The sequence below is a fragment of the Silvibacterium sp. genome (genome assembly GCF_047605705.1).
Taxonomy (GTDB): domain Bacteria; phylum Acidobacteriota; class Terriglobia; order Terriglobales; family Acidobacteriaceae; genus Silvibacterium.
Window position 1 is genome coordinate 41,259 of sequence record NZ_JASGFD010000006.1, and the last position, 26,897, is coordinate 68,155.

The window sequence follows — 26,897 nt, forward strand, 5'->3', positions numbered from 1 at the left end:
CCGGCAGATCAGCTGACGCGATCCGGCCATCTCCAACGCGATACGAAATAGGGCTTGCTGGCCTCGAAAGCCTGCGCGAGTTGCTCGACGCGAAGCTGCGCCTCAGCCGTCGAAAGTTGTGCCGCGCCTCGCACGTAAGAAGCGACCCAACCCAGATAAAGCGGAGTCATGGCGCCCAGCAGGTGTGTGCGCCCGATTCTCCGCACATGCCAGGCGACCGCGAAGTCATACACGATGCGTGCCCATAACTCGTCCGGCATATGGAACTCCGCCGCCGGAAGCCTGGAAATCCTCTGCAGCTCAAAGAGCGAGATCGGCGGCAGCGCGATCCTCCAGACTTCTTCGAGGTTGCGAAAGCCAAGGACGAAAGAATCGATGAGCGGCTGCGGATCGGGAGCAGCAGCCTCGGAAGACTCGGGCGGCGCATCTCCCACGGGCGGAAGTACACGCATGATCTGCGATCCGCGCACCCGCTGCCACTGCGCGGCGTTGATCTCAGCCTCCTGAAAGAGCGACCCGGCCAACAATCCCAGAACCGCGCTGAGCTCGAGCCCTTCGCTTTGCACACTGTGCCGCACATGCAGCGATGCTTCGCACATTTCTCCGCCGTCCATCCCTGCAAAGATGGAAGGCCAGAGGAGCCGTGGCACCGAGCCCGGGCGCTGCGCAGCGGCAGCCAGCCTGGCGAGCAGACGTGTCGATACGCCGAAATCATACGCCAGCGGTGTATGCGCGCGCCGCCCGCAGAGGGCTCCAGCCAACGGCACAACGAGCCCCTTGTTCAACAGGCCGTCGTACTTGCCCTCGGGATACCCAGGCATCACCAGGTCGCATCCGCCCTCAAGGATCGGCGCGGCAAACTGTGTCGAACCTGCATCCTCGAGCACAGCAAGGTCGGGATGCAGCACCACGCAGGCCCGAGCCTGCAGGAGCGCGGCGATGTTCATCACCGTGATCTGTGCGCCGGTGAGCTCTGCCCATGGTCCGAGAGAGGGATCGTGAGGTGCGGGGATAAACGGGAGAAGCTCCACGCCTTCGAGCTCGACAGGGGGGAAAGCAATCTCCTGCACACCGCCGAAGACCACGACAGTACGGGCCGGGGCCGACGGAAGCCGCCTCAACCATCCGGATATTTTCTCTGTCAGCTGATCGAGCGGCGCCGCCCCGGCGATGCCAACGACCAGCTCCGCGCTGCCGATCTCCTCAATCCGCTTTCGTGTCTCTTCCGAGAGCTCGAATCTTGCCATCGCTCCTTATCCTTACGCGTTGCCGTGTCCGGCGCCGACTCCCTGCTGCAGCTCCAGCCAAAGGAATTCGTACGGGCCAAGTGTGACCCGGTAGGGGGTGCTTGTAATCACGGGAAATTCGACGTAGCCCAGCATCTCCACGGGGATCAGTCCTTCGAGCCCGGCAAGCTCAAGTTCCGCGGGCTGCCAGAAGCGCGAGAGATTCGCGACACAAAGCACCTGCACGCCTTCCAGCTCGCGGATATATGCGAGGATCTTGCGGTTCAGTGGCTCGAGGAAGCGCAGCGTGCCGCGGCCAAAGACCGGGAAGAGCTTGCGTAGCGCGATCATGTTGCGCATCCAGTTCAGCAGCGAGGAAGGATCGCTCTGCTGCGCCTCCACGTTGATCGCCTCATAGCCCCAGACCGGGTCCATGATGACCGGACTGTAAAGCTTGGCAGGATTGGCGCGCGAGAAGCCTGCATTGCGATCGCCCGACCACTGCATGGGCGTACGCACGCCGTTGCGGTCGCCGAGATAGATGTTGTCGCCCATGCCGATCTCATCGCCGTAGTAGAGGATCGGCGTGCCGGGGAAGGAGAAGAGCAGGCTGTTCAGCAGTTCGATGCGGCGGCGGTTGTTATCCATCAGCGGAGCAAGGCGGCGGCGGATGCCGACGTTGATGCGCATGCGCGGATCGGCGCTGTAGGCCAGGTACATGTAGTCGCGCTCGTCGCCGGTGACCATCTCGAGCGTGAGCTCGTCGTGATTGCGCAGGAACATCCCCCACTGGCAGCTCTCGGGGATCTCCGGCGTCTGCGCCATGATGTCGGTGATGGGCAGACGGTCTTCCTGGCTGAGCGCCATGTAGATGCGCGGCATCAGCGGGAAGTGGAAGGCCATGTGGCATTCATCGCCGTCGCCGAAGTATGCACGAACGTTGGCCGGGGGCTGGTTCGCCTCGGCAAGAATCATGCGGCCCTCGTAGCGCTCATCGAGCGCCGCGCGTATCGCCTTGATCGCCACGTGCGTCTCAGCGAGGTTTTCACAATTGGTGCCGTCCCGCTCGACAAGATACGGGATGGCGTCGAGACGAAGGCCGTCGACACCCATGTCGAGCCAGAAGTGCAGGACCTTGATCACCTCTTCCAGCACGCGCGGATTGTCGAAATTAAGGTCCGGCTGGTGCGAGAAAAAGCGGTGCCAGAAATACGCCTGCGCGACCGGATCCCAGGACCAGTTGGACTTCTCCGTATCTGTGAAAATGATGCGGGCGTCCTTGTAGAGTTGATCCGTGTCTGACCAGACGTACATCTCGCGTGCAGGCGAACCGGCGGGCGAGTTGCGGGCGGCCTGGAACCAGGGATGCTGATCGGAGGTGTGATTGATGACCAGCTCGATCATCACCTGGATGCCCCGCTCGTGCGCTGCGTCGAGGAATCGCTGAAAATCCTCGACGGTGCCGTAGCTCGGGTGCACGTTCATGTAGTCAGAAATGTCGTAGCCGTCGTCACGAAGCGGCGACGGAAAGAACGGCAGGAGCCAGATGCAGGTCACACCGAGATCGGTGAGGAAGTCGAGCTTCTGCATCAGGCCGCGGAAATCACCAATGCCGTCGTTGTTGCTGTCGGCGAAGGCCTTCACGTGCAGTTCGTAGATAATCGCGTCTTTGTACCAGAGAGGGTCAGAGACACTCCCCGGTGTGCGCAGCTTTCTCGTCGTACCAGTCGCCATCGTTCTCGTGCTCTCCATGCGCCGTAGGCGTCACCACTTTACCTCAGGACGCACGCCGCCCTGTTCCTGTTAAGCCAGTACAGGCAGTGTGATGCGGGAGAGGGGCGGATGGTCGACTGTGAAAAGCACTGCGATTACAGGTGGGACACAATCAGCAGGCCGCCGCCAACGGCGACCAGGTCCTCAAGCAGCGCCACGGGCCAGTCAGCGATACGGCCAGAGCCACTGGTGGACCTGCGCCAGCCATAACCGGCGTAAGCACCGGCGATTGCACCGGCAATACCGAGAAAACCGAAGGCGATCGGGGAAAATCCCCCGGAAATGGCAAAGGCTACCGCGCACACCATCCCCAGGACGATCCGAAACAGAAGCGGGCCGGGCGTGGTGCGTCGGGGGACAAAGGGCAGCTTGTCGGCAATCAGCTCGCCGATAGCGCCCAGGGTAAAGATCACCAGCGCGACCGGGTGTCCGAGAAAGGCGAGGTGCGAGCCGGCAAGTGAAATCCACCCGAGGTGCGCGGCCCAGCAGACAAGCGCTGGAGCCGTCATTGAACGCAAGCCGCAGACAAAGGCAATCAGAAACGCTCCGAGCAAAGCAACTGTCATCGTGTCCTCTTTCCGTCCCTTTTACGATGCCCGGCAAGGCACATTCGCTTCGCTATCTTCGGCGGCGCAGAGCCAGCTCCGCCGCGCGATAACCGCACATGCCATGCACGCCCCCGCCCGGTGGCGTCGAAGACGAGCACAGGTAAAGGCTCGGATCGGGTGTGGCGTACTGCTTCCATGTCGGGCGCAGAAAGGTCTGGGCCACACTCATCGCGCCGCCGCTGATATCGCCGCCGATCAGGTTGGCGTCCGCCGCCTCGAGGTCGGCCGGTGTCGAGACGTGACGGGCAAGGACGCAATCCCGGAAGCCGGGGGCGAATCGCTCGATCTGGCGCTCGATGGCCTCCGTCCTATCCACCGTGCAGCCGTTGGGGACGTGGCAATAGACCCAGACAACGTGCTTCCCTTCCGGCGCGCGCAACGGGTCGAACAGACTGGGCTGCGCAAGGATCATGAACGGACGGTCACTGATGCGGCCCCGGGCCATCGCATCCTCGGAACGTGCGATATCGGCAAAGGAACCTCCCAGGTGCAGGCAGATGGCGCGGCGGCAGTCGGCAGCCGTCCATGGGATCGGCTCGGAGAGCGCGTAATCGATTTTGAAGACACCCGGCCCGGGCTGGAATCTCTGGAGCCGCTGCCGAAAGGATGCAGGCAGACGCGATCCGGCGATGGAGGCCAGCTGGCGGGGAGCGGTATCGAAAAAGGTCAGATCTGAGCCGGATGCGGGCAGATCGTCGAGCGAGGCGATCCGCTTCCCTGTCGTGATCGCGCCGCCGAGGCTGCGCAGATAGCCGGCAAGCGCGTCCGGGATCGCCTGCGCGCCTCCGGCTGGAACCGGCCAGCCAACCGCGTGCGTCGAAGCGGCGAGCACGATGCCAATGGCCGAGCTGAGCGGAGCATCAAGGCTGAGAAACGAGTGGGCGGCCATGCCGGCAAAAAGGGCCCGCGTGCGCTCGCTGCGGAAGCTGGAGCGCGCGAGGATGGTGCTGGGCAGCAGCGCCCGCATGCCAAAACCGGCCAGCAGCAGCGGATGGCGCGGCAGAAGGGGCAACGGCCCAAGGATCTCCTTGGCGAAGGCATCCCAGTTACGGGCCAGCGGCTCGGTCATCCGGCGCCACGCGGGGCCATCCTCGCCGAGCAGACGAGCACTCTCGTTGAGATCCTGTTCGAGGACAACGGCTGTGCCATCGTCCAGCGGATGAGCAAGCGCCGAGAGCCCATGCACCCAGCGCAGGCCGTGCCCGGCGAGCGGGAGGCTGCGAAAGAATGGCGATCCGGCAGCCATGGGATGCACCGCCGAGCCGAAATCATGGCGGAAGCCGGGCAGCGTCAATTCGAGCGTGCGGGAGGCGCCGCCGAGGATCTGCTCCGCTTCGAAGACGTCGACGGCATAACCGGCCTGCGCCATGGCGATGGCGGCCGCGAGACCATTGGGACCGGATCCGATGATCGAGGTGTGATTACTCATGCGGTGGAAGCTCCGTAGGCATCGCCACGACCGTCACCTCACCTCCGGGAGTCGTCGTCAACTCCGGAGCATAGAGGCCGAGAAGCTCGCGCCGCCACCAGTTCCCTGTCTGCCGCTTCTCCGCGGCCGAGGTAAACCAGTATTGCCAAAGCACCGCACGCACATACTTTGGCGGGGCCGTAGCAAATGGATTCGAACGAAAGAGGCCGAGCACCGCAGCATCGTTCTGGAGCAGATGCTCCTCGGTGAGAGGAACGATCTGATTCTGCCGCCAGTCCCCGAGCGAGGAGAACCAGAGATTCCAGTCGAAACGCGGCTGATAGGGCGCATAAATACCGGGCCGCGCGGAAAGGGCCTGCGGCTTGTAGCGGAAGGGATAAGCTGTCCACGTCTGCCCGTCGTTCGATCCCTGAAATTCGATCTCATAACGTCCACGCGTCATCACCGCGAAGAGGCCATATTGATTCGCAATGCGAAAAGGCTCAAGGGCGCGGATAGGCTCCAGCGGCAGCGGCAGATCGTGAAACGGAATAAGAGCGAACTTTGCCGTGGTGACATATGCGATCCAGGTGAGCGCTACGGCGCTCACGGCAAGACGCAGAGCAGCAGTGTGATTCACAACAGGACCGACCAGCCCTGACGCAGTAGCCGTAATCGAAAGCGGAGCTTCGGGCTCCGGCAGCGTCTCTTCGGGCGGCACAACCGCGGCAGGCGGCTTCAGTCGTTGCGGCACCCAGCGGCGCAGCCAGCCGTCATCGAGCAAAAGAATGCCAAGCGAGAGAACGAGATAGTTGAGGAAGGTGTAGTTCGCGGTGAGGATCACGCCCATCTCCCATGGCGTGACAATGCAGAAGCAGACCAGCCGTAGCCTGCGCGGGCAGAAGAGCAGGAGCACGATGCCCAGCTCCATCCCCAGCGTCAGCGCCACGGTGGTGGCGTGAAAACCGTGCGGCAGGTGCTCGATATACCATCCGACCCACGTAGGCAGCGGGCCATTCTGGTAGTACTGATCCATCGCGGTGAAATTCCGCCATTGCTCGTCGCCACTGAGCAGTTTCACCAACCCCGATTCGAAGTAGATCCGGAACCACTCCCACTTCAACAGAAAGAGGCTTGCCCGCGAGGGCGGCGTATTTTCACCCCATCCGGGCCGCAGACCCCGCGGCGCGAAGAACAGCGCGAGGAAGCCCGCTTCCAGCAGCATGCCGTCCGACTGGTAGCTGGAGAAATCCGATGCTGCCGTGACAAACGACAGGAAGCAAAGGAAGCAGACAAAGAAGCTCAGCCTCGGCCACAGGTTCAGCAACGCGATCACCGCGGCGAGCATGCCGATCCAGCAAAGAGCCATAAGCATGCCCGAGCCGGACGAGAGCCAGAGCAGCGTCGGCGCAAACCAGAGCTTTGCCGGGCCTAATGCGCGGGCCACCGCCGGGAGATACTGCGCCGCCGGCAGAATACCTTCCGGACCGATCAACCCCTTGATCTGGAAGGCAAGCGAATAAAACGCCGAGAAGTAGATGAGTGCAAGGGCACGCAGGAAGAGCCAGCGCGCGATGAGATGTCCATGCCCTGACAGATTGGGCGCGAAGAGCCACTGCAGCCACGCACGCGGCTGCGAGACGGTGAAGGCGGACGCTGAAGATTCGCGTGTCATAACGGCTTTACCCGTGCGCAATCAGAATAGCCGCTGCCTTTCTTTGCGCTTCCGAATTACTCGGCTGTCGCCACGGGAGTCGCCTGCGACTCCTCCGCCTCCGCCGGCCTCACCGCGCGTGCGAACGCCTCGGCACGGATCGGATCGCGCAGAGCCTTGTACGCGGTGTTCAGCAGAATGCCGTCACTCGTGTCTCCACTCAACTCCCAGATCATGATGCCGCCGAGATGCCTGTCTGCGGCGAAGCTGGCTTTGTAGCGGACAGACACTGCGTCCTCGTAGGTCCAGAAGGTCTTGCCGTCATAGAGCCATGGAGCCTGCGACTGCGGGTCGCGATAGACGGTGGACGTAGGGATGAGGGCGGCGATGGCGTTGTAGGGCTGGTCCTCATGCACCGGCTGCCCGGGCTGGTGCAGGCCGTCGTGATCCTCGGCGACGCCCGTCCAGCTGTAGCCGTAAAAGGGCAGGCCCATCAGGATCTTTTCGCTCGGCACACCCGCCGCTTCGTACTCGGCAATATTCTGTTCCACGCTGTCGTGATGTGGGTCATTCGGATCGGTGAAGAGCGGCGCGATCAAGCCGGTATTGTGACTCCATGGGCCGGAGTAGTCATAGTTCATCACCGCCACCTGGTCGACGATCTTCGCGATCTCGCCGAAATCCGTGCCGCCGGACATGTGCGGCGAATGTCCCACGGCGACCGAGAGACGCATACCGCCACGCACTGCGTTCATCTGGCGGCGGAACTCTTCCAGCAACGCACGATAGTTGGCCGCGTCCGCTTCATGCGGAAACTCCCAGTTGATATCGAAGCCGTCGAAAATACCGGGCTCATGCACGCCCTGTGCGAAGTTGCCACGAACGAAGGTATCGATGCAGGACGCAACGAATGCCTGCCGATTCTCCGGCTGCGCATCGAAGGCGAAGTCCTTTGGATTGCCCTCGAGCGAGATCAGCACCCTGAGCTTCGGATAGCGCCGCTTGAGCTCCTGCACCTGGTGAAAGTAGCCGCGGAAAGGCGATGCAGGATTGTCCGCGCGCCCGCTCACACTCTCAGCGGCGGAGTAGGTCGTACCGAGATCGGCGCGTGGATCGGCTACCGAGCAGCGCCCGTTCGTGACGAAGCCCTGCGCATAGTTCATCTGGTCAAGCCTGCGGATAGCGCCACTCGCCACGATCGCCTTTACCGTGTATGGATTCTTCGCATACAACCCCCACTGCGGGAAATAACCCACCACCATGGGACGCGCAGGCTTCCTGTGATGGAACGGAAGACTCAGGCCATGCAACCATGTTCCCTGCAGCGACAGCATCGCCAAAGCAGTCAAGGACAGCAACCGGGGCAGAACGGCAGTCAATCTCATACCTAAAAGACGGTCAGGAGGGATGAGAGGTTGTCGGCAGATACCGACAAGACGCAGCGGAAGCGGTTTCTTTCAGGAAAACTCTCAGGCGAAACGATCCGGCACCGAATCATTCGGCAGAAATGGAGAATGCAGCGCCACCAGCGCGCACAGGACCGGGATAGGCAGCAACGAGTTCAACAGAAATGGCAGGCCGTCATAGAGAATGTGCGGTCCGAGCACGGACTCCAGAAAGACGGCGATGGGCACCAGGGCAAACGACACGGCAAGGCTTGCGAATGCCATCCAGCGCAATTGCGAGCGTGGGGGCGATATCGGATCACGGCTCAACAGCACCAGAAAGGCGCCAATCAGGAGGATCTGGTTGTAGATCAGCGTGAAATGCGTCGGCGTCAGGAAAGGGGCGAAAGCCAGAGCCAGGGCTGCCGCACGGATTGCCTCCCAGGAAGCGGCGGCCGCGCGCCGCGCCTTCCAGAACACAGCCAGTACCGGCACCGCAGCAGCGGCGGTCAGGGCTGTACCGGCAATCCTGCCGCACAGGTTCACCAACGGCAGATCGGCCTGGTTGTCTTCGCGATATCCGTGCAGCGACGCCAGCCAGTGCGGGAGCCAGCCGGGCACGAAGTGTTCGGTCAGGACGAACATCAGCAGCAGTGCCCCTGCGAACCCTCCGGCCAGCCGGATCGCACGGGCGTGCCAGGCCCAGAGCGTGTACCAGATCAGAATCGGCATCGCCGCCTGCGGCTTGATCGTCGCCAGCGCCAACAGGATTCCGCCTGCCACCTGCCTGCCACGGGCAATGCTCTCCACCGCGAGCAGCAGGAACGCGGCCACCAGCAACCCCGGTTGCTCCAGGCGGATAGCCCACCAAGTTGGCCAAGCCGCAAAAATCAGCAGAAGCAGCCACGCACGATACGAAGCATTCCTCGGGATAAGCCGCCGGATCCACATCCACACACCGACCGCGAAAGCCAGCACGGAAACGCCGGCAAAGAGGTGCCTCGCGTATTCCCATGGGAGGGCCACAAACGGCGCAAGGATCAGGATGATGGGAGCGGGATAGAGAAACGACTGCCAGCGGACTACCGCTTCTTCGCGGGTAAGCGGCCGGCCGATCGCATCAGGGTCCCAGCCCGCATACGCTGTCTGAATCTCGTGCCGTACGGCGGGAGAATAGGGATCGCGGCCTGCGAATGCCGCTCTTGCCCCAACCCAGCGCTGGATCAGGTCGGAGTTGTTCGGCCACATTCTCCGGTTGTAGATGTGCATGTGCCAGCCGGCCGAAGCCAGCAGCAGCAGGCACAGACACCAACGCAGCAAGGCAGCGTTCGGAGCCGCGAGCCGTCCCCGTTCTGTTGCCTCTGCGCCTGGTGTGGAAGCAGACATCGCGTGGGCCCGGTGATGCCTCGCCGAAAGATGCACTGAGGCCCTTATACATCGACACAGCAGGGCAAAATCCGAAACGATATCAGCCGCGATATCCCATATTTGCTACGGCGAGCAGCGTCTGAAAATGCGGCGGTTCGCTCTCGGCGTGAACGATCGCGGTGCTTGTGCCAGTAAAGCCGGCATCTTCAAGCATCGCCTCCAGTTCTGCCTCGCTGAATCCGAGCCATTCGTCCGCGTACAGCTCGCGTGCCTCCTCGAAGCGGTGTTTCACCAGATCGAGGATGGCGATGCGGCCACCCGGACGGAGAATCCGGGCCGCTTCGGCAACGGCACGCGCCGGATGCAGCGCATGATGCAGGGATTGCGAGAAAAATGCCAGGTCCACGGAGGCGCTTTCGATCGGCAGCTCCTCCATGTCTCCCTGGCGAAATTCGATGTTGGCGATGGCTTCGCGCCGAGCCTGCTCGCGTCCGACCTCGATCATCCGCGCCGAGCTGTCGACGGCGATCACCTGCTCGGCCCGCTGAGCGAGCAGCAGTGAAAACGCACCCTCCCCGGAGCCCAGGTCGGCGATCACCATGGGTGACATCAGCCTGAGGAGAGCCTCGGCCATCGCCTTCCAGCTCTTGCCCGGTACGTAATTGCGCCCGTAACGGCCCGCGACCTCATCGAAGAAGCTGCGCATGCGGTCCTGCCGCTTGCGGACCACGCGGCGCGCGGCATCGGCATCCAGCCGGGCCTCGGCGATCTGCCCGCGTGCTTCTCCCAGAAGGCCGCTCAGGACACCTGTCCGCACGTCGCTGCTGAGCCGATAGAGACTGTACTTGCCGGTGCGGCGATCCTCGACGAGGCCCGCCTGCCGAAGCTGCGCGAGGTGGGTCGATATCGTGCTCTGCGCCATCGCCAGCACATCCTGGAGCTCCGCAACGGACAGTTCCTCATTTTCCAGCAGCAGCAGGATACGCAGACGAGTGGGGTCTGCCGTGGCACGCAGGATTTTCACAAGTGTCGACATGGGCCTGTCTGCGATAATATCAACATATCTTGATGTAACGATACGAGGTGATCTGCATGGCAACCGCTACGCTTGAAACCAACGCGACCGACTTCGAGGTTGCGGACCTGTCCCTGGCCGACTGGGGCCGCAAGGAGATCTCCATCGCTGAGCATGAGATGCCCGGCCTGATGTCGATCCGCCGCAAGTATGCCGCCGAGAAGCCCCTGGCGGGCGTGCGCGTTACCGGATCGCTGCACATGACCATCCAGACGGCCGTACTGATCGAGACGCTGGTCGATCTCGGCGCCGAAGTCCGCTGGGCCTCATGCAACATTTTCTCCACGCAGGATCATGCGGCAGCGGCAATTGCCAAGGCCGGCGTACCGGTGTTTGCGTGGAAGGGCGAAACGCTCGAAGAGTACTGGGATTGCACCTATAAGGCGCTTTCGCACAAGGGTGGCCTCGGCCCGCAGCTCGTCGTCGACGACGGCGGCGATGTGACCCTGCTGATCCACAAGGGCTATGAGCTGGAAGAGGGCGATGGCTGGGTGAACACGCCGTCCTCGAACCACGAAGAGCAGGTGATCAAGGATCTGCTCAAGAAGGTTCACGCCGAGGACCCGCAGCACTGGCACAAGCTCGCCAAGGAATGGCGTGGCGTTTCGGAAGAGACCACGACCGGCGTTCACCGCCTCTACAAGATGAAGGAGCAGGGCACGCTGCTGGTTCCGGCTATCAACGTCAATGACTCGGTGACCAAGTCGAAGTTCGACAACCTCTACGGCTGCCGCGAATCGCTGGCGGACGGCATCAAGCGCGCGACCGATGTCATGGTTGCGGGCAAGGTCGCGGTCATCTGCGGCTACGGCGACGTGGGTAAGGGCTCGGCGCATTCGCTGCGCGGCATGGGCGCGCGCGTCATCGTCACCGAGATTGACCCCATTAACGCGCTGCAGGCAGCGATGGAAGGCTTTGAGGTCACGACTCTCGAAGACACCCTCGGCCGCGGCGATATCTACGTGACCTGCACCGGCAACCTGGACATCATCACCTTCGAGCACATGGCGAAGATGAAGGACCAGGCCATCGTCTGCAACATCGGTCACTTCGACAACGAGATCCAGATGGATCGCCTGAACGAAGCCAAGGATGTGAAGCGGCTGAACATCAAGCCGCAGGTGGACCAGTACACCTTCGCTGACGGCCACGCGATCTTCATCCTCGCCGAGGGCCGCTTGGTGAACCTGGGCTGCGCCACCGGCCATCCCAGCTTCGTGATGAGCAACAGCTTCGCCAACCAGACGCTGGCACAGATCGACCTGTGGAAGAACAAGGACACCTATCAGGCTGAGGTCTACGTCCTGCCGAAGAAGCTGGACGAAGAAGTGGCGCGGCTGCATCTCGAGAAGATCGGTGTGAAGTTGACGACGCTCTCCGCGAAGCAGGCCGAGTACCTGGGCGTGCCGGTCGAAGGCCCCTTCAAGCCGGACCACTACCGCTACTAGTTCTCCTGTTCAGGAAAGTAGAAAGGCCGCGAAGCGATGCTTCGCGGCCTTTCACCTTTGCAAAAACTCAGCGGTATTCCCGGCAGAAGCCCGGAGCATCGTCTTCGCCGAGCAGGTTGCAGCTGCGACGAATCTCGTCACGCATCATGGCGCAGCTGTTCTGTACATTGCAGGGAGGATGCGTGGCTGTCGACACCTTGAGGCAGCGGTCCACGAGCTTCTGCGCCGCGACCGCACCGATCGAGGCGGCACAGGTCTGCGTATCCACAGTCGAGGCCAGGGCCGGCGTGCTCTGCAGGTAGGGCTCCGGCGTGTTGTAAGAGGTCGCGACCTGGTGCAGCTCGGACCGGGATTTCTCCCACGCGAGCGTGGTCTTACTGTCGAGGTTCAGCTGGTAGACGAGCTGATCGAGCTGGGCTGCGGTCTGCACGACGGGGCCGACGTAGGCATCGGCCTTCTTCGAGCCCTTGAAGTGCTTGTACATATCGTCGACCTGGCTTTCGAACTGCTCCGCGAGGTAGCGCGCGTTCTTTTCCTGCCCGGTGTTGCGGATGGAGCTCTTGCGGATCGAGGCGTCGAAGGCCTCGCGAAAGTCCTTTGAGTCATCGTGCAGGTTCTTCATGATGTGCTCGATGTCCTTGTCCGTAAGCCTCTCCTGCGCATGCAGGGCAGGAGTCGGCAGCAGCGCTGGCAGCGCTACCGTGGCGCAGGCAAGGAACAAGAGCATACGGCGAAAGAACATCAATACGATTCTCCAGAAAATAATGTGCGGCCCTGAGCAGAGGGAGAACTGGCCCAGGAAATTAAGATGCCGGTCTCTACCGGCGTGTCTTCTCTTCCACTTCGTTCACGTAAATACTCATCGCAGGATAGGAGGGCCCGTACGCGTGGTCAAGAGGAACTCACCATGGAACGCACATCCCTATCCTGCGATGGAGACAGACGATTGTTCCAACCCTGTCCGGTAAAAAAAGACGCGCGGTACCGCTTAATACAACAGAACCGCCACCCGATAGCTGGTGAAGTTGCCCTGCTGCGGAGCCGGGGTACAGGCGCCTACAGCCGCTTTTGTAAATTGACCACTGTGCAGCTGCGCCGCAACCTGCGAAGGCAGCTGGCTGAGGTCCGATGTCTGAAAGCGCACGATGGCGCGAGGTGTGCTCCCGGTCGGCAGCGGTCCCTGCCCCAAGCAGGCCGTTTCCGCGATGTCGCGAGGCATGGAGGCGTCGAGATTCTGTGCCTTGAGCAGCGCGACAACCTTGTCCTCCACCTGCTGCACGTTCAAAACCTCAGCGGCATTGCTGAAATCCTCGGTCGCGAAGAGGTAGCCGTTTCTCGCGACAACGCCGATACCAATATGGTTCATCTGCGGATCGAGGATATTGGTGCGATGCGGCGTGGAGTTCATCCACTCCTTCTCGATCGCCCGCTCATCACCGCCCATGGCTGTGTTTTCGGCAATAGCCTGGAAATGAGCACCTGCCTGCGACGCACGATCGGTGACAGGAGGCTCGCCGGGATACTGGTGCGAGAGCGACTTCTCCTGCGCCATCCGCTCGGTGTGCGTCTGCGCGGCACGGGCCAGGGCGTCGTCCCAGACCAGCGGCTGCAACCCGTGCGCGGCACGGTCCTGGTTCGTGAGCTCGAGAATGCGATGCGGCTTGTCGATGGATCCGTCGCCTCCCTGCGTGGGATCATCCTGCGCGTGGGCATGTGGCGCAAAGAGCAGCAGACCAGCACATGCTGCAATGAAGATTGCCCGGTTCATACGCGTCCTCTCACCCTGTCGCATGCGCTGCGTCTCGACTTTCTTTTCATGCAGTGAATCCGTGTCCCTTGCTGAGATTCATGTTCGGGCCTGATCTATGGCCTGAACTCCGAAAATTTCCGTAGCCGTGTATCGGCTGGGGCTGCAGGATGTGGTGCAACCCGAAGCTGCGCCTCTCGTCCAACCAGTACCTTATCCTGAAGACCGGAGCAGACTGTTATCAAAAGCTGGAGATTATGGATCCGGGCAGCGCTTGGCTTGTGCCTGGCAGCGCTGGCCGTTGTTTTCACGATTCGCACCTGGCACTGGCCGCTGGTGGGCGACGCGCCTCTGATGCACTACGTCGTATTCCTGATGGACCACGGCATGGCGCCATACCGCGACATCGTGGACATCAACCTGCCTGGCACTTATGCGCTCGAAGGTGCGGTGATGCACCTCTTCGGAGGCGGATCCCTCGCGTGGCGGCTCTTCGATCTGGGGCTGTGCGGGATGATCGCAGCAGCCATGATCGTCATTGCCCTGCCCTACGATGCGCTGGCCGGCCTTTTCGCCGGAGTGCTTTTCCTGGTCCTGCATGGCCGCGACGGGCTCATCAATCTCGGCCAGCGGGACCTGGAAATCGCGGCGCTGCTGCTGCTGGCCTATGCGTGCCTCTTCCAGGCGATGCGTTCGGAGAAAGCCCGGATGGTGGGCTTTGTGCTCTTTGGCCTGCTCACCGGCTTTGCGGCAACCATCAAACCGACGCCGCTGGCACTCGGCGCAATCCTTCTCACCATGGCAGCCGTAACGCTGCATCGCCGCGGGCAAAGCTGGCTGCGATACGGGATCGCCGCACTGCTCGCACTGGTGCTGCCGTGGATCGCCGCGCTGGCGTGGCTTGGTCATTGGCATGCGCTGCACGATTTTTCGACGATCCTTTTTAAGCTGATCCCGGAACATGCAGGGCTGCGGCGGCAAAGCACCGGCTACCTGCTCAAGAATGCAATTTCCTCGGTAACGCTGCCGCTGGTGCTGCTCTGGCTGCCGGTTGCGATATGGCGCCGCTCCTGGCGCACCTGGGAGGGAGCCGCGCTGCTCGTAGGAATTCTCTTTGGCGCACTCTCTTTCTACGCGCAGGGCAAAGGCTATCCCTACCATCGCTACCCCATGGAGTCGCTGCTGCTGTTGCTGATCGGCATCGACTTTACGATGGCGCTGCGTGGACAGGCAGAAGGGCGCACGCGCATCTTCGTACTGCTGGGAGCCGTGGGGCTGGCTTTCGGCACACTCGTGACGACGCCAGTATCGCTGCATCACGTCATGAAATTCGACTGGCGCAACCAGGAGTTCGACACCATGCTGCGCGCGGACCTCGCACAGCTGGGCGGTGCGAAGCTCGATCATCAGGTGCAGTGCCTGGACATGGCGGCAGGCTGCCTGAACGCGCTCTACCGCATGGACCTGGTGCAGAGCACAGGCTTCCTCTACGACTGCTATCTGCTCTCCCCAGGTCAGAACGCGACGGGCGAAGCCTATCGGCGGCGCTTCTGGGACGAGATCCACGAGCACCCTCCGCAGGCCTTCGTCGTGACCAGTCATGAATGCGGTCTAGGTGAGATGACTTACCACTACAACGAGCTGCAGGACTGGCCACAGTTCGCGGACTATCTGGGCACTCACTATGCGCTTTACGCCGACCGTGTGCCGCCGCATCGGCTGTGGTGGGCGGGTGTAGGCACAAAGCCCTTTGGCTATCGCATCTATGTGCGCAAAGAGCAGGAGGCAGGACCGATCGCCGTGAATGCTCCGTAAGGAAAAACGCTTCGAAACGCAAAACGGCCTCCGCAGAGACATTCTCTCCGGAGGCCGTTTGTTCGATGCGCGTGCGTTACGGCTCGAGCTGGATCTGGAAATCGATGATCGCCTTCAGCTTGTCGTAAGGCAGCTGGCCATTCGCAACCTCGCCGACAGGAATGGGGCGGCCATCGAGATACACAGTAGGCGTCTCATCGATCTGCAGATCATGCGCGAGCGTAACCGAAGCCTGCACAGAAGCCTTGGCTTCCGCCGTATACGCGCAAGAGCCGATCTTCGCCGAGTCAAGGCCGGCCTTGGTCGCAGCGTCGCCCAGTGTGGCGTCAGAAGACTCGGGCGTGAGGCCGGTCTGATTCTCGAAGACCGCATCGGCGAACTTGTAGAACGCCGCATCGCCATTCTGCTTCGCCACGCACACGCTGTAGAGCGCGGCTTTCTCCGCCTCGCTGTGGATGGAGGTTAGCGGATAGTTCTCGTAGACGAAGTGCACCTGCGGGTAGTCCTGCACCAAGTGCTCCATGATCGGTTGGATCGCTTTGCAGTGCGGGCACTGGAAGTCGGCGAACTCCACGATCTCGTGCGTCTTCGTGTTGGCCCCACGGCTGGGGCCAGCGGCGCGTTCGGTCAGGATGCGGCGATTCTCGGCATAAGGATGCGCGCCGAAGGGCATAATGTCGTTCGTGATGAGGTGCTTGCCGTCGGGGGTAACAAAGAAGGAGAGCGTCGAAATCTCCTTCGGATTGCTCTTCTGCGCAACTTGCACGATCACCCGGCTGATACCCGGAGCCTGCGTCTTCTGGATGGCGTAGATGCTCCAGACGCGGTCCTTGTCGTAGCCCCAGGAGACATTCAGGAAGGCATTCACTTCCGCCTTGGTGGGCGACGTGGCGGTAAAATTGGCGGCAACTACCGGCGGAAACTGCGGCTCACCCGCAGCCTGGGGCTGCGCGTCCTGCGCAAAGGCAAAAGTAGCGGTGGAGAGCGTGGCGGCCAGAATCACAGCAGAAACCCGGCGGCTGGCCGAGCGAAAGGCAGAAGACATGAATTCCTCGTTTCCCGTGGGTGTTCTCAACTTGCTTATACCTGAACCTTGACGGCAATGGGGAAACGGCGGCCCATACCGAACGCCTTAGCGGTGACTTTGAGGACCGGCGCGGCCTGCTGGCGCTTGTACTCGCTGCGTTCGACCAGTTTGACAACACGGCGAACCAGCTCGAGATCGACATTCTGTGAAGCAGCAATGGCCTCGGTCGTTTCGTAACGCTCAACGTAGGCCTCGAGGATAGGATCGAGAACCTCGTAGGGCGGCAGCGAGTCGGTGTCTTTCTGATCGGGCCGCAGCTCGGCGGATGGTGGCTTCTCGAGGATCGCGTAGGGAATGATTTCGCCGTTGCGGTTGATCCAGCGACAGAGTTCGTAGACCTCGGTCTTCACCACATCGCCAATCACGGCAAGCGCGCCGACCATGTCGCCGTAGAGCGTGCAATAGCCGGTAGACATCTCGCTCTTATTGCCGGTGGTGAGCACGAGCGCATTGAACTTGTTCGAGAGAGCCATCAGCAGGTTGCCGCGGATACGCGACTGGATATTCTCTTCGGTGATGTCGGGCTTGAGGCCTTCGAACATCGGCGCAAGCGTCTGCTGAAAGCCGTCGAAGAGCTGCGAGATACCGAGCACCTCGTAGCGAATGCCGAGCTTCGCGGCAAGCTGGCGGCTGTCATCGATGGAACCCTGCGAGGAATACGGACTGGGCATGCCGATGGTGAGCACGTTCTCCGCGCCCAAGGCTTCCACGGCGATCGCCGCTACGAGCGCCGAGTCGATGCCGCCGCTGAGACCGATGATCGCCTTCGAGAAGCCGCACTTGCGGATGTAATCGCGTGTGCCAAGCACCAGCGCGTTGTAAATCGCCTCATGCTCGTTTTCGACAATAGGCGCAGCCTTCGCCTGCGGCACAGCGATATCCACGATGAGCAGGTCTTCTTCAAAGGATTTCGCCTGCGCGATCACTTCCCCGTCGGCTCCGATGACCAGGCTCGAGCCGTCGAAGACCAGGCTGTCATTTCCGCCGACCTGGTTCACCAGCAGCACGGGCGCATGATGGCGCTTCGCGATTGCGGCAAGCATCCTGCGGCGCGTCTCACGCTTTCCACACCAATAAGGTGAGGACGAGATGTTCAGGATGATGCGGCCGCCGGCGCGCATCAGCTCTTCAATGGGATCGACCCTGTAGAGCCGATTTTCCCAAAAACTCTTGTCGTTCCAGGCGTCTTCGCAGATAGTGAGTGCGATGTCCTGGCCATCGAAGCAGAAGAGCCGCTGCTTATCGGCGGGCGCGAAGTAACGCTGCTCGTCGAAGACGTCGTAGAAAGGAAGCAGCATCTTCGTCTGCACGAATTCAACGTGGCCGTTGCGCAGCAGGGCCGCGGAGTTCGAGACGTGCTTGCCGCTGCCATGCGGCGCGGGCGTGGGATAGCCAACGATTACGGCGATGCCGAGGCCAGCGGTCTTCGCTGCGATCTCCTCGACGACCTGCCCGGCGCGGGCGAGGAAGGCTGGCTTCTCGAGCAGATCGGCAGGCGGATAGCCGCAGACAGACAGCTCGGGAAAGAGCACCAGCTCGGCTCCGCCCTGGGCCGCGCGCGCGGCGAAGTCCAGGATTTTGCGGCTGTTGCCGTCGAAGTCGCCGACGGTGGGGTTGATCTGGGCGAGCGCGATCTTCACCCTTTTAGTGTAGCAACGGGACGAGCCCAACAGGCTCTAGTGCGCGACTGCGACCGGGCCGTCCTCGCCGACAATCAGCTCGCCGACGGAGCGGCGGCCGATGAGCAGAGACAGCAGCGCAACGATGGCGGTTCCGGCCATGATGCCGATGACGGCCTGTGCGCCGAGAAAACCGATGCTCATGGAGATGATCGCGCCGATACCCGTTTGTACTGAGCCGAACATCGCCGACGCACTGCCCGCATCGCGCGAAAAGGGTGCAAGCGCGATGGCCGCGCCGTTCGGATAGGTAAAGCCGATGCAGGTGAGGTAGAGGAAAAAGAGCGCCATCATGCCGCGCAGATCGAGCACATGAGCCAGCGCTCCGGCGAGAAACGCTGTGCCGAGGATCGTCTGTGCGCTGAGCGCCGCGAGAAAAATCTGCTGACTGTTGAACTTTTTCAGCAGGAAGACATTCAGATTATTGCCGCCGATAAAGCCCATCACCAGCACAGCGAAGGTGATGCCGAAACCCTTCGTGCCCATATGGAAGCCATCCATAAACACAATGGGCGAACCCGCGACAAAGGTGAAGAGCCCCGCGAAAGAAAACGAACCGGCCAGCGTATAGACGAGGAACTGCGGGGTGACGAAGATGTTCCAGAAATTGGCGAGGATCGGTGAAAGACGCAAAGAGACTGAGGTGTCCGGCTGGTGGCCCTCAGGCAACAGGAAGAATGTAACCACCAGGATGACAAATGCCATGGCCGCGAGGACGATGAAGATCCAGCGCCAGCCGAGACCGGACATGAGCGCGCTGCCGATGGTGGGCGCAAGCAGCGGTGATGCGCCGATCATGAGAAAGAGCAGCGAGAAGACGCGGGCGCTCTGCTCGACGGGGAAAAAGTCGCGCACCATGGCGATGGCGGCAACCTGCGCCGCGCATCCGCCGAGAGCTTCCAGCACGCGCAGTGCGATGAAGGCATGCAGGCTGGGCGCCATGGCGCAGCCGATCGAACAGACGACGTAGGCGATGAGCCCGAAGTAGAGCGGGCGCTTGCGTCCGAAGCGGTCAAGCAGCGGTCCATAGAAGAGCTGGCCGATGGCGAAGCCGACGAAGTAGCTCGAAAGCGAGAGAGAGATGTCGTGCGTCTCGGTGTGGAACTCGCGGGCAATGTGCGAGAACGCAGGAAGATACATATCGATCGCAAAGGGCGTGACCACGCAGAGCGCGCCGAGCAATACGAGAATCCACTTCGGGTGGCGTGCGGAATGAGGGGGTGGGGCAGACATCGGGGCGTGGAATCTCCGGAAAACTCTCGGTTGTGGTCAGGTCGGTACTCTGGTCAGTGCTTCGTTCAGCGGCAGGCTGAAAAGTGAGGATGACCGTTCGCAGCCCGCGAGATCCGGCACAATCCTGCTCCTCATGATAGCTGTTCGATTGGATGTGGATGGAGCGGCGACAGGCTCAGGAATTTGCCGCAGGCGCAGCGACTGCCCCGCAGAGCTGCGCCACAAGGGTCTGAGCCCTCTCCCGCGTTGCGACTTCGCTCGCGCAGGTAAGGGCTTCCTGGGCCAGAGGACACAGATGCTCCTTCTGTTCGGGCAGACGCCAGCCAACACCGGCCTGGAAGATCAGCAGCCGCGCCCGGAGATCGCCATAGGTCCTGGGAGCAGCCTGCCATAGCGGAGCGATCCACTGTCCGGCTTCTACAGCATCGGACCACGCCTCCGCCATGTGGTTCTGCGAGGCCCTCCACTGCGCGCGGCCGAACAGGGCTTCAATGAGCAACGGACCGTAAATAGCGAGATTGGCCTGGCGAGCCAGGACGCGCATGGCGGCAATTGCCGTCTCGTATTCTTCTGAAGCTTTTTCAGCCGGGGCGATGCGACTTTCCAGCGCTGCGAAGCGGCCCAGCGTATAGGCGACCTTGCCGATATCCACCGCGCCGTTACGGCTGCGCACCTCAGTGTACGCTCCCAGCGCCTTGCGATAACTCAGCTCGGCGTTGCTATCCTTGCCGACCTGCGCCTGATAATTGCCGAGACTCGTGTACATCTCGGCGATCAGAGGTAGCCAGCGCACAGGATCGCTCTTCCCCGCTTCCAGCAGAGGGTTGAGCGCCTGGAGATACAACTGGTTTACCTTCGCGGGGTCGGCACCAGTACCCGCGTAGAACTGGGCGAGATCTCCGTATGTCCCGCTCAGGTCGGCGAGATACCGATCCGGCTGCAGAATCGCAAGCCTGCTGTACTGCTCGATCGCTTCGAGATACGACTTCTCGGCGCTCGCGTTCTGCCCATTGCGGCTGTAGAGGATGCCGAGATTTGTCAGCAGCGCCGCGTGGTCTCCATCGGAGGCGGGCATGCCGGCAATCTGCTCATACGCCGTAATCGCGGTGGAGTCATCGTTCAGCGTGCGGGCGGCGTAGCCGTACTTGAATCCATGCTCGAAGGTGGGATCGATCTTCCAGGCGTCCCGATAGGTGTCGCGGGCTTTCGGCCAGTCGCGCTGCAATTCATAGATCATGCCGAGTTCGAAAAGGTCGCGAGCCAGTTCCTCCGGCTTTGCACTTCCCTGTCCGAGCTGGAGACGGCGTTTGTCGATGGCTTCGGTCTTCAGATGGATCGCGCCGGAGAAATCGCGAATGGAGAGCAGGCTGATCAGCGTGGCGCTTTGTGCCGTCTGCTGCGCGTTCGCAAAGGCGAGCAGCTGCGCCTGGAGGCGGGCATTTTCTGCCTCGAGACGCCTGTTCTCCTCAGCAACACGAAGCTGTGTCTCGACCAGGGTATGGAGATCGGAGCGGATTCCGAGGATATCCGCGCCCATCCTGTCGAGCTTGCCCCCGACTGCCTCCTGGAAGGCGAGCTGGCTGCTCTTCCAGGCCTGTTCGTAGTCGGGCGTCACGATGAGCGAACGAAAGTTTTCATCGAGCAGCGGCGGAAGCTGGGCCAGCAGGCTCGTCCGCAGCGCTGCGGGCAGCTCACGCAGCGTGAGTGAAATCGATACCTTGTTGCCTTCCCGAATGGCCGCGCCCTCGGCATCGATGCGGATCATCGTGCGGCAGAAGAGCTCATCGAGCCTGCGATACTGTTCGGGCTCTACGGCGTCGAGCGCAAGCGGCTGCGGAGCCGCTAGGCTCACCTCCCAGTTCCTGAACCATCCGGCAGACTCGGCATCCGTATTCTGCGACGCCAGCTGCTGCAGGCTCACGCGCAGCGTCTGCCGATACAGATCGTCGAGATGACGCGCAGGATCCTTGAGTTTATCGAGGAGCGAATCCTCGCCCAGACTCAAGATTTTGTCGGCTGCGCTGTCCCCGAACTTCTCGGCATAGGTTTCGACGAGCTTGCCGGCTGAGGCGCCGAGAGCACCTGCAAGCCAGCCGCCAATAGCGCCCCCGAGAGGTCCTGCGACGGCAGCGCCGAGGCCTGCCGCAGCGATCTGCACCGCGGGCGCCGCCCATTTCCTGGCATTCTCTGTGAGGGGTGACATCGCCGGGCAATGTAGCGCATGGAGCAGCAGCAAAGCCAGCGAAAAATCGCGGCGGATCTACCGGCTTACCGTGAGCTCAAACCTGGCCGCGAACGCGCTCCCACAGCAGCTGCGCCACCATGGTGTGGCGGCCGGCACGCAGGGGCCCGGTGCGCAGCGTGAGACGCTCGCCTTCAAACCTGTACTCGCGCACCTCGGGGCGTCCCACCCAGTGCGGAAAGAGGCTTGCCTCGACGTGGTGGATCACCCGTGGACCCTCCACCGTGAAGCGGCCGGTGTAAGCGATGTAGTTGCGGTTGCGGCGCGGGCGATCGGTGGTGGGATCGGGAGAGATGCGCTCGATGACGCCGCGCTTGCGCCGCGCGGGCCCGAGATTGCCACTCATGTAGCCTTCGGCCGAGTAGATGAGATAGCCGCGGAGGTCGGTGCCCCATGGCTTCTCGACGATTCCGTCGTCGTGGATGAAGGCGTAGTCGAGCAGCCGCCAGGTGCCGATAAAGTCTTTTGCAGTTGCGATCGTATCTGACATGAAAAAGCTAGACCCCTGGGAGCACCAGGGCATCGAGTTCGAGGAACTGGCGGAGGATTTCGTCGTCGGACGCTCTCATCTCCTCCATGGTTCCGAAGAAGTGGGCCTTGCCCTGGTGCAGGAAGAGCACGCGGTCGGCAAGGCGCTCGGCAAAGCGCATGTCGTGGGTAACGACGATGCTGGTGAGCCGGAGCTGATGCTTGAGTTTCTGAATCAAGTCGCCGAGCAGGCGGCCAATGAGCGGATCGACCATGGTCGTCGGCTCGTCGTAAAGAATGGCTTCGGGCTGCGCAGAAAGCGCACGGGCGATGGCAACGGAGCGCTTCATGCCGGTCGAGAGATCGGACGGCAGCAGGTCCGTCATACCGGACACGCCGACCATGTCGAGCAGACCGTTGACGATCTGCAGGATCTGATCCTCCGCCAGTTCGCGGCGCTCGCGCAGCGGGAAAGCGACATTCTCGCCAACGCTGAGCGAATCGAAGAGCGCGCCGTTCTGGAAGACCATCGTCACCTTGCGGCGGACAAGCTGCATCTGTTCTTCCGTGTAGCCGCAGATGTTTTCGCCCGCGACGACAATGCTGCCCGAGTCCGGCTTCAGGAAGCCCATGATCTGCTGCAGCGATACCGATTTGCCGACGCCGCTGCGGCCGAGGATGCAAAGCGTCTCGCCGGGATTCACAAAGAAGCTGACGTCATCCAGAACGGTAAGACTGCCGAAGGATTTGGAGACGTGGTCGAACGCAATATAGGGCGCAACTTCCGCACCGCCATTGGAACCGCTCCCATTCGAGCCCTCCTCCACGGAGACGCCCGGGGGCAGGATGGTCTCGATCTCGGGCAGGTCGCTCTGCGTTGTCCGGGATTCATCGGCCAGGTTCGACAAGGTTTGCTCCTCTCTTCAGATTACGGCAAAAGCTTCGCAATGGTAGATGCAAGCGGTGAATCCCGTGTCGGATTCGCTGTCCAAATGGACATTTGTAATCGTCATTTTGTGTCTGAAAGATTTATTTCGCGATCAATCGGGCAAATTTCTGCAACAGACGGGGGAGCTGGTGAGTCTTACACTCCGAACACTCTTGTCATGATGAGGAGCAATACCCACGACGATGCGCGTACCCCTGTTCGTTTCAACTTTCATGTTTTGCGCGTCTGTGGTGTGCGCTTCTGCGCAGCAGGTTGCAAGCCCTGAGCCGCAGGGCAGCACGCTGGTCGGCACCGTTGCCGATCTGCGCGGCGACGTCATTCCCGAAGCCGCGGTTTCCATCGATGCCGGAGATGAGCACTACAAGGTGACCGCGAGTGACACCGGCTTCTTTTCCAGGGCCGGACTGCATGCGGGTGTGGCCTATCACGTGACAGTGGACGCGCCCGGCTTTAAAGAATGGACATCGCAGGAGATCACGCTGACGCCGGGCCAGTATTTCGAAGTCTCCGGCATTCGCCTGTATATCGCCGAAGCAGTGACAACGGTGAAGGCATCGCTTGACACCACGGCCATTGCGGAGCAGCAGGTGAAGATCGAAGAGCAGCAGAAGGTGCTGGGCTTCGTGCCGAATTTCTACACCACCTACGAGAAGAACCCCGCACCGCTGACCACCAAGCTGAAGTTCCAGCTGGCGCTGCACACCGAGTACAACCCGGTTACTTTTCTCGGCGTAGGCTTCATCTCTGCGGTAGACCAGGCGGGCGACTCCTCTCCGCACTATCAGCAGGGCTGGCTCGGTTACGGGCAGCGTTTCGGCGCGAATTACGCCAACGGATTTACCGACATTCTCTTTGGCGGCGCGGTGCTGCCGTCACTGCTGCATCAGGATCCGCGCTACTACTACCAGGGCGAGGGTTCCACCAAATCGAGGCTGGTGCATTCCCTTACAAGCGCCTTCATCTGCCATGGGGATAACGGCAAGCTGGAGGTGAACTACTCCAGCATGGGCGGCTTCCTCATCTCCGGCGCGCTGGCTGAGACTTACTATCCGGAGCGGGATCGTGGCGCAGGCCTGGTCGCCAGCACCTTCGGTGTGAACCTCGCGGCCAACATGGCCAACGGCGTCATCCAGGAATTCATTCTGAAGAGGCTGACGCCTTCCGCCAAGAATCACAACTAAGCGCATTCCACACACTCACAAGAAAGGGCAGGCTCTCTGCGCAGAGCCTGCCCTTTCTGTATGCGCCGTTGTTATGCCGTGCCCTCGCGGGCTCCCTTCCACAGATCGATGCCGGAGTCCTTCGCGTGGCGGTCGATCTCTTTCAGCTCCGCGTCGGTGAACTTCAGCTTCTTCAGTGCGTCGAGCGAGTTGTCGAGCTGCTCGACATTGCGCGCGCCGATGAGTGCCGAAGTCACGCGCGGATCGCGCAGCGTCCAGGCAATGGCCATCTGTGCGAGCGTCTGGCCGCGCTTCTTCGCAATGTTGCTCAGGGCGCGGATGCGCTTGAGGTTCTCGGCGTTCAGAAATTCCTTCTGGAAAGAGCCGGCCGCTGAGGCGCGGGAGTTCTGCGGCACTCCCTTGAGGTACTTGTCCGTGAGCAGGCCCTGCGCAAGCGGCGAGAAGGCAATGCAGCCCACGCCGAGTTCATCCAGCGTCGAGAGCAGACCGTCTTCGATCCAGCGATTGAGCAGCGAGTACGAAGGCTGGTGAATCAGCAGCGGCACGCCTTCGCTCTTCAGGATCGCTGCAGCCTCGCGCGTGGCCTCGGGACTGTACGAAGAGATGCCCACGTAAAGAGCCTTGCCCTGGCGAACAGCGGTAGCGAGCGCGCCCATCGTCTCTTCGAGCGGAGTCTCAGGGCTGGGCCGGTGCGAGTAAAAGATATCGACGTAATCGAGGCCCATGCGCTTCAGGCTGTCGTCGAGCGAGGCGCGAAGATACTTGCGCGAGCCGCCGATGCCGTAAGGACCGGGCCACATATCCCAGCCCGCCTTGGTCGAGATCACCAGCTCATTGCGATAGGGCTTGAAGTCCTTGCGCAGGATCTCGCCGAAGTTCTCTTCCGCCGATCCGTACGGCGGCCCGTAGTTATTGGCGAGATCGAAGTGTGTGACGCCGCGATCGAAGGCGCGGCGGAGCACCGCGCGGCCGGTCTCGAATACATCCGCTCCACCGAAGTTCTGCCAGAGGCCGAGCGAGACTGGCGGCAGAACGAGGCCGGAGTGTCCACAGCGGCGAAAGGTAGCCGCATCATAGCGTTTCGAATTCGGTTCGTAGCTCATGGCGATTTCCCGTCTTTTGATTCCCTGTCATGTGTAGCCGCTTAGTTTGCCGCGCCCAGGCGCTCGAAGAAGACGATGATCGACTCGATGCCGCGATGGTAGTTCGCGATATGGAACTTCTCATTCGGAGCGTGGAGATTGTCGTCTGGAAGCCCAAAGCCCATCATCACCGTGGGAATCTTCAGATGGCGCTCGAAGTCGCCGACGATCGGAATCGATCCGCCGCCGCGCACAAAGACGGTGTCCTTGTTCCAGACCTCGTGCATCGCCTCGCGGGCCGCATCGATGTAGGGATTGTCGGTTCCGATGACGATGGGGTCGCCGGAGTGAATCAGACGCACGTCGAGCTCGATGCCCTTCGGCTTCAGCGATTCGACATAGGCCTTGTACTGCGCGAAGGACTGCTGCGGGGTCTGGTCGGGGACGAGACGCATGGAGACCTTCGCCACGGCCTTTGCCGGGATTACGGTCTTCGCACCGGCGCCGGTAAATCCGCCGGGCATGCCGTGGACGTCGAGCGTGGGCCGAGCCCAGGTGCGCTCGAGCACCGAGAAGCCGGACTCGCCGGTAAGCTGCGAGGAACCAATTTCGTGCTCGCGATACGCCTCTTCGTCAAAAGGCAGCGAGGCCCAGGCCTTGAGCTCATCCGCGCTCGGAGCCTTCACGTCGTCATAGAAGCCGGGAATCAGGACACGGCCGGCTGAATCCTTGAGCTGAGCGATGATCTGCGCAAGGGCGACAAACGGATTCGGCGCCGCGCCGCCGTACATGCCGGAATGCAGGTCGGTCCTCGCGCCGCGAGCCTCAATCTCGGTGTAGATCATGCCGCGCAGGCCGACACACAGTGTGGGCAGCTCGGGAGCGAACATCTCGGTATCCGAGACGAGCGCAAAGTCTGCCTTGAGGCGCTCGCCGTGCTCCCGCACGAAGGCCGCGATGCCCTCACCGCCAACCTCTTCTTCGCCTTCAAGAATGACGCGCACATTGAGCGGCAGTTTGCCGTCGTTCGCCGCGAAGAGCGATTCGAGCGCCTTCACGTGCATCATCATCTGGCCTTTGTCGTCGACCGCGCCGCGGGCGTAAAGATTGCCGTTGCGCTCGGTGGGCTCGAAGGGCGGCGTAGTCCACTCATCGAGTGGATCGGGCGGCTGCACGTCATAGTGCCCGTAGCAGAGAACCGTGGGTTTGTTTTCTGCATGGAGCCAGTCGGCGTAGACGAGCGGATGGCCGGAGGTCGGGATGATCTCGACGTTCTCCATGCCGATGCGTTTCAGCTCGGCGGCCAGCCAGTTTGCAGCCGCGGCCACGTCCTTCGCATGCTCGGAGAGCGTGGAAATCGAAGGGATACGCAGCAGCGTCTTGAGCTCTTCGAGAAAGCGGGACTGATTTTCGCGGGCAAAGGCAAGGGCGTTGGAAGACATCTACAAAAAACTCCTGCGAAGTAGGAA

20 protein-coding genes and 1 pseudogene are annotated in these 26,897 nt (G+C 61.7%); 3 read left to right on the forward strand and 18 right to left on the reverse strand.

Annotation, left to right across the window (positions count from 1 at the left end; translation table 11 throughout):
- Window positions 1–8 precede the first annotated feature (8 nt).
- The 8 genes and pseudogenes from QM649_RS03550 to QM649_RS03585 form a co-directional block, all read right to left on the reverse strand.
- A complete protein-coding gene (locus tag QM649_RS03550; protein ID WP_415197633.1) occupies window positions 9–1,247 on the reverse strand; it encodes a hypothetical protein in 1,239 nt (412 codons plus the stop codon).
- 45 nt (window positions 1,248–1,292) lie between these two features.
- Window positions 1,293–2,960 (reverse strand): annotated as a pseudogene (gene treS / locus QM649_RS03555) (maltose alpha-D-glucosyltransferase); the annotation flags it as partial.
- Between the two features lie 134 nt (window positions 2,961–3,094).
- Window positions 3,095–3,565, reverse strand: coding sequence for a DUF4126 family protein (locus tag QM649_RS03560; protein ID WP_415197634.1), 471 nt, complete (start codon window positions 3,563–3,565; stop codon window positions 3,095–3,097).
- Between the two features lie 52 nt (window positions 3,566–3,617).
- Window positions 3,618–5,036, reverse strand: coding sequence for a phytoene desaturase family protein (locus tag QM649_RS03565; protein ID WP_415197635.1), 1,419 nt, complete (start codon window positions 5,034–5,036; stop codon window positions 3,618–3,620).
- Window positions 5,029–6,690 (reverse strand): lipase maturation factor family protein, encoded by a 1,662-nt coding sequence (locus QM649_RS03570; protein ID WP_415197636.1) that lies wholly within the window; start codon window positions 6,688–6,690, stop codon window positions 5,029–5,031. The genes QM649_RS03565 and QM649_RS03570 overlap by 8 nt, the downstream gene beginning before the upstream one ends.
- A gap of 56 nt (window positions 6,691–6,746) precedes the next feature.
- Window positions 6,747–8,018 (reverse strand): glycoside hydrolase family 18 protein, encoded by a 1,272-nt coding sequence (locus QM649_RS03575; RefSeq protein ID WP_415197637.1) that lies wholly within the window; start codon window positions 8,016–8,018, stop codon window positions 6,747–6,749.
- Window positions 8,019–8,138: 120 nt separating this feature from the next.
- On the reverse strand, window positions 8,139–9,374 hold the full coding sequence (locus QM649_RS03580; RefSeq protein WP_415197638.1) for a glycosyltransferase family 87 protein: 1,236 nt from the start codon (window positions 9,372–9,374) through the stop codon (window positions 8,139–8,141).
- 148 nt (window positions 9,375–9,522) lie between these two features.
- On the reverse strand, window positions 9,523–10,458 hold the full coding sequence (locus QM649_RS03585; RefSeq protein ID WP_415197639.1) for an ArsR/SmtB family transcription factor: 936 nt from the start codon (window positions 10,456–10,458) through the stop codon (window positions 9,523–9,525).
- A 56-nt stretch (window positions 10,459–10,514) separates the two neighbouring features.
- On the opposite strand from QM649_RS03585, the gene ahcY reads away from it, so the two are divergent.
- The gene (gene ahcY, locus QM649_RS03590; RefSeq protein WP_415197640.1) at window positions 10,515–11,945 is read left to right on the forward strand and encodes an adenosylhomocysteinase; all 1,431 of its coding nucleotides are present in this window, start codon (window positions 10,515–10,517) and stop codon (window positions 11,943–11,945) included.
- Window positions 11,946–12,012: 67 nt separating this feature from the next.
- On the opposite strand, the gene QM649_RS03595 is transcribed toward ahcY, so the two are convergent.
- Window positions 12,013–12,687, reverse strand: a complete 675-nt coding sequence (locus tag QM649_RS03595) for a hypothetical protein (protein WP_415197641.1) — start codon at window positions 12,685–12,687, stop codon at window positions 12,013–12,015.
- A gap of 246 nt (window positions 12,688–12,933) precedes the next feature.
- A complete protein-coding gene (locus QM649_RS03600; protein ID WP_415197642.1) occupies window positions 12,934–13,713 on the reverse strand; it encodes a CAP domain-containing protein in 780 nt (259 codons plus the stop codon).
- Window positions 13,714–13,971: 258 nt separating this feature from the next.
- On the opposite strand from QM649_RS03600, the gene QM649_RS03605 reads away from it, so the two are divergent.
- Window positions 13,972–15,507 (forward strand): hypothetical protein, encoded by a 1,536-nt coding sequence (locus tag QM649_RS03605; RefSeq protein ID WP_415197643.1) that lies wholly within the window; start codon window positions 13,972–13,974, stop codon window positions 15,505–15,507.
- Between the two features lie 76 nt (window positions 15,508–15,583).
- Here the strand turns inward: QM649_RS03605 and QM649_RS03610 are convergent, their stop codons facing one another.
- From QM649_RS03610 to QM649_RS03635, 6 genes are all read right to left on the reverse strand, one after another.
- Window positions 15,584–16,552 (reverse strand): DsbA family protein, encoded by a 969-nt coding sequence (locus tag QM649_RS03610; protein WP_415197644.1) that lies wholly within the window; start codon window positions 16,550–16,552, stop codon window positions 15,584–15,586.
- A 35-nt stretch (window positions 16,553–16,587) separates the two neighbouring features.
- Window positions 16,588–18,234: an NAD+ synthase gene (locus tag QM649_RS03615; protein ID WP_415197645.1), complete on the reverse strand. Its 1,647-nt coding sequence runs from the start codon at window positions 18,232–18,234 to the stop codon at window positions 16,588–16,590.
- Window positions 18,235–18,270: 36 nt separating this feature from the next.
- On the reverse strand, window positions 18,271–19,506 hold the full coding sequence (locus tag QM649_RS03620) for a multidrug effflux MFS transporter (protein WP_415197646.1): 1,236 nt from the start codon (window positions 19,504–19,506) through the stop codon (window positions 18,271–18,273).
- A 175-nt stretch (window positions 19,507–19,681) separates the two neighbouring features.
- Complete coding sequence (locus tag QM649_RS03625; protein ID WP_415197647.1) at window positions 19,682–21,664, reverse strand: hypothetical protein; 1,983 nt, start codon at window positions 21,662–21,664, stop codon at window positions 19,682–19,684.
- Between the two features lie 121 nt (window positions 21,665–21,785).
- Window positions 21,786–22,238, reverse strand: coding sequence for a lipocalin-like domain-containing protein (locus QM649_RS03630; RefSeq protein ID WP_415197648.1), 453 nt, complete (start codon window positions 22,236–22,238; stop codon window positions 21,786–21,788).
- 7 nt (window positions 22,239–22,245) lie between these two features.
- Complete coding sequence (locus tag QM649_RS03635) at window positions 22,246–23,043, reverse strand: ABC transporter ATP-binding protein (protein WP_415197699.1); 798 nt, start codon at window positions 23,041–23,043, stop codon at window positions 22,246–22,248.
- 304 nt (window positions 23,044–23,347) lie between these two features.
- Here QM649_RS03635 and QM649_RS03640 point away from each other — a divergent pair, with 304 nt between their 5' ends.
- A complete protein-coding gene (locus tag QM649_RS03640; RefSeq protein ID WP_415197649.1) occupies window positions 23,348–24,346 on the forward strand; it encodes a carboxypeptidase-like regulatory domain-containing protein in 999 nt (332 codons plus the stop codon).
- A gap of 71 nt (window positions 24,347–24,417) precedes the next feature.
- Here QM649_RS03640 and mgrA read toward each other — a convergent pair whose 3' ends face one another.
- On the reverse strand, window positions 24,418–25,449 hold the full coding sequence (mgrA, locus tag QM649_RS03645) for an L-glyceraldehyde 3-phosphate reductase (protein ID WP_415197650.1): 1,032 nt from the start codon (window positions 25,447–25,449) through the stop codon (window positions 24,418–24,420).
- A 41-nt stretch (window positions 25,450–25,490) separates the two neighbouring features.
- Entirely contained in the window at window positions 25,491–26,870 is a 1,380-nt protein-coding gene (locus QM649_RS03650) for a dipeptidase (RefSeq protein ID WP_415197651.1), read from the reverse strand.
- Between the last annotated feature and the right edge of the window lie 27 nt (window positions 26,871–26,897).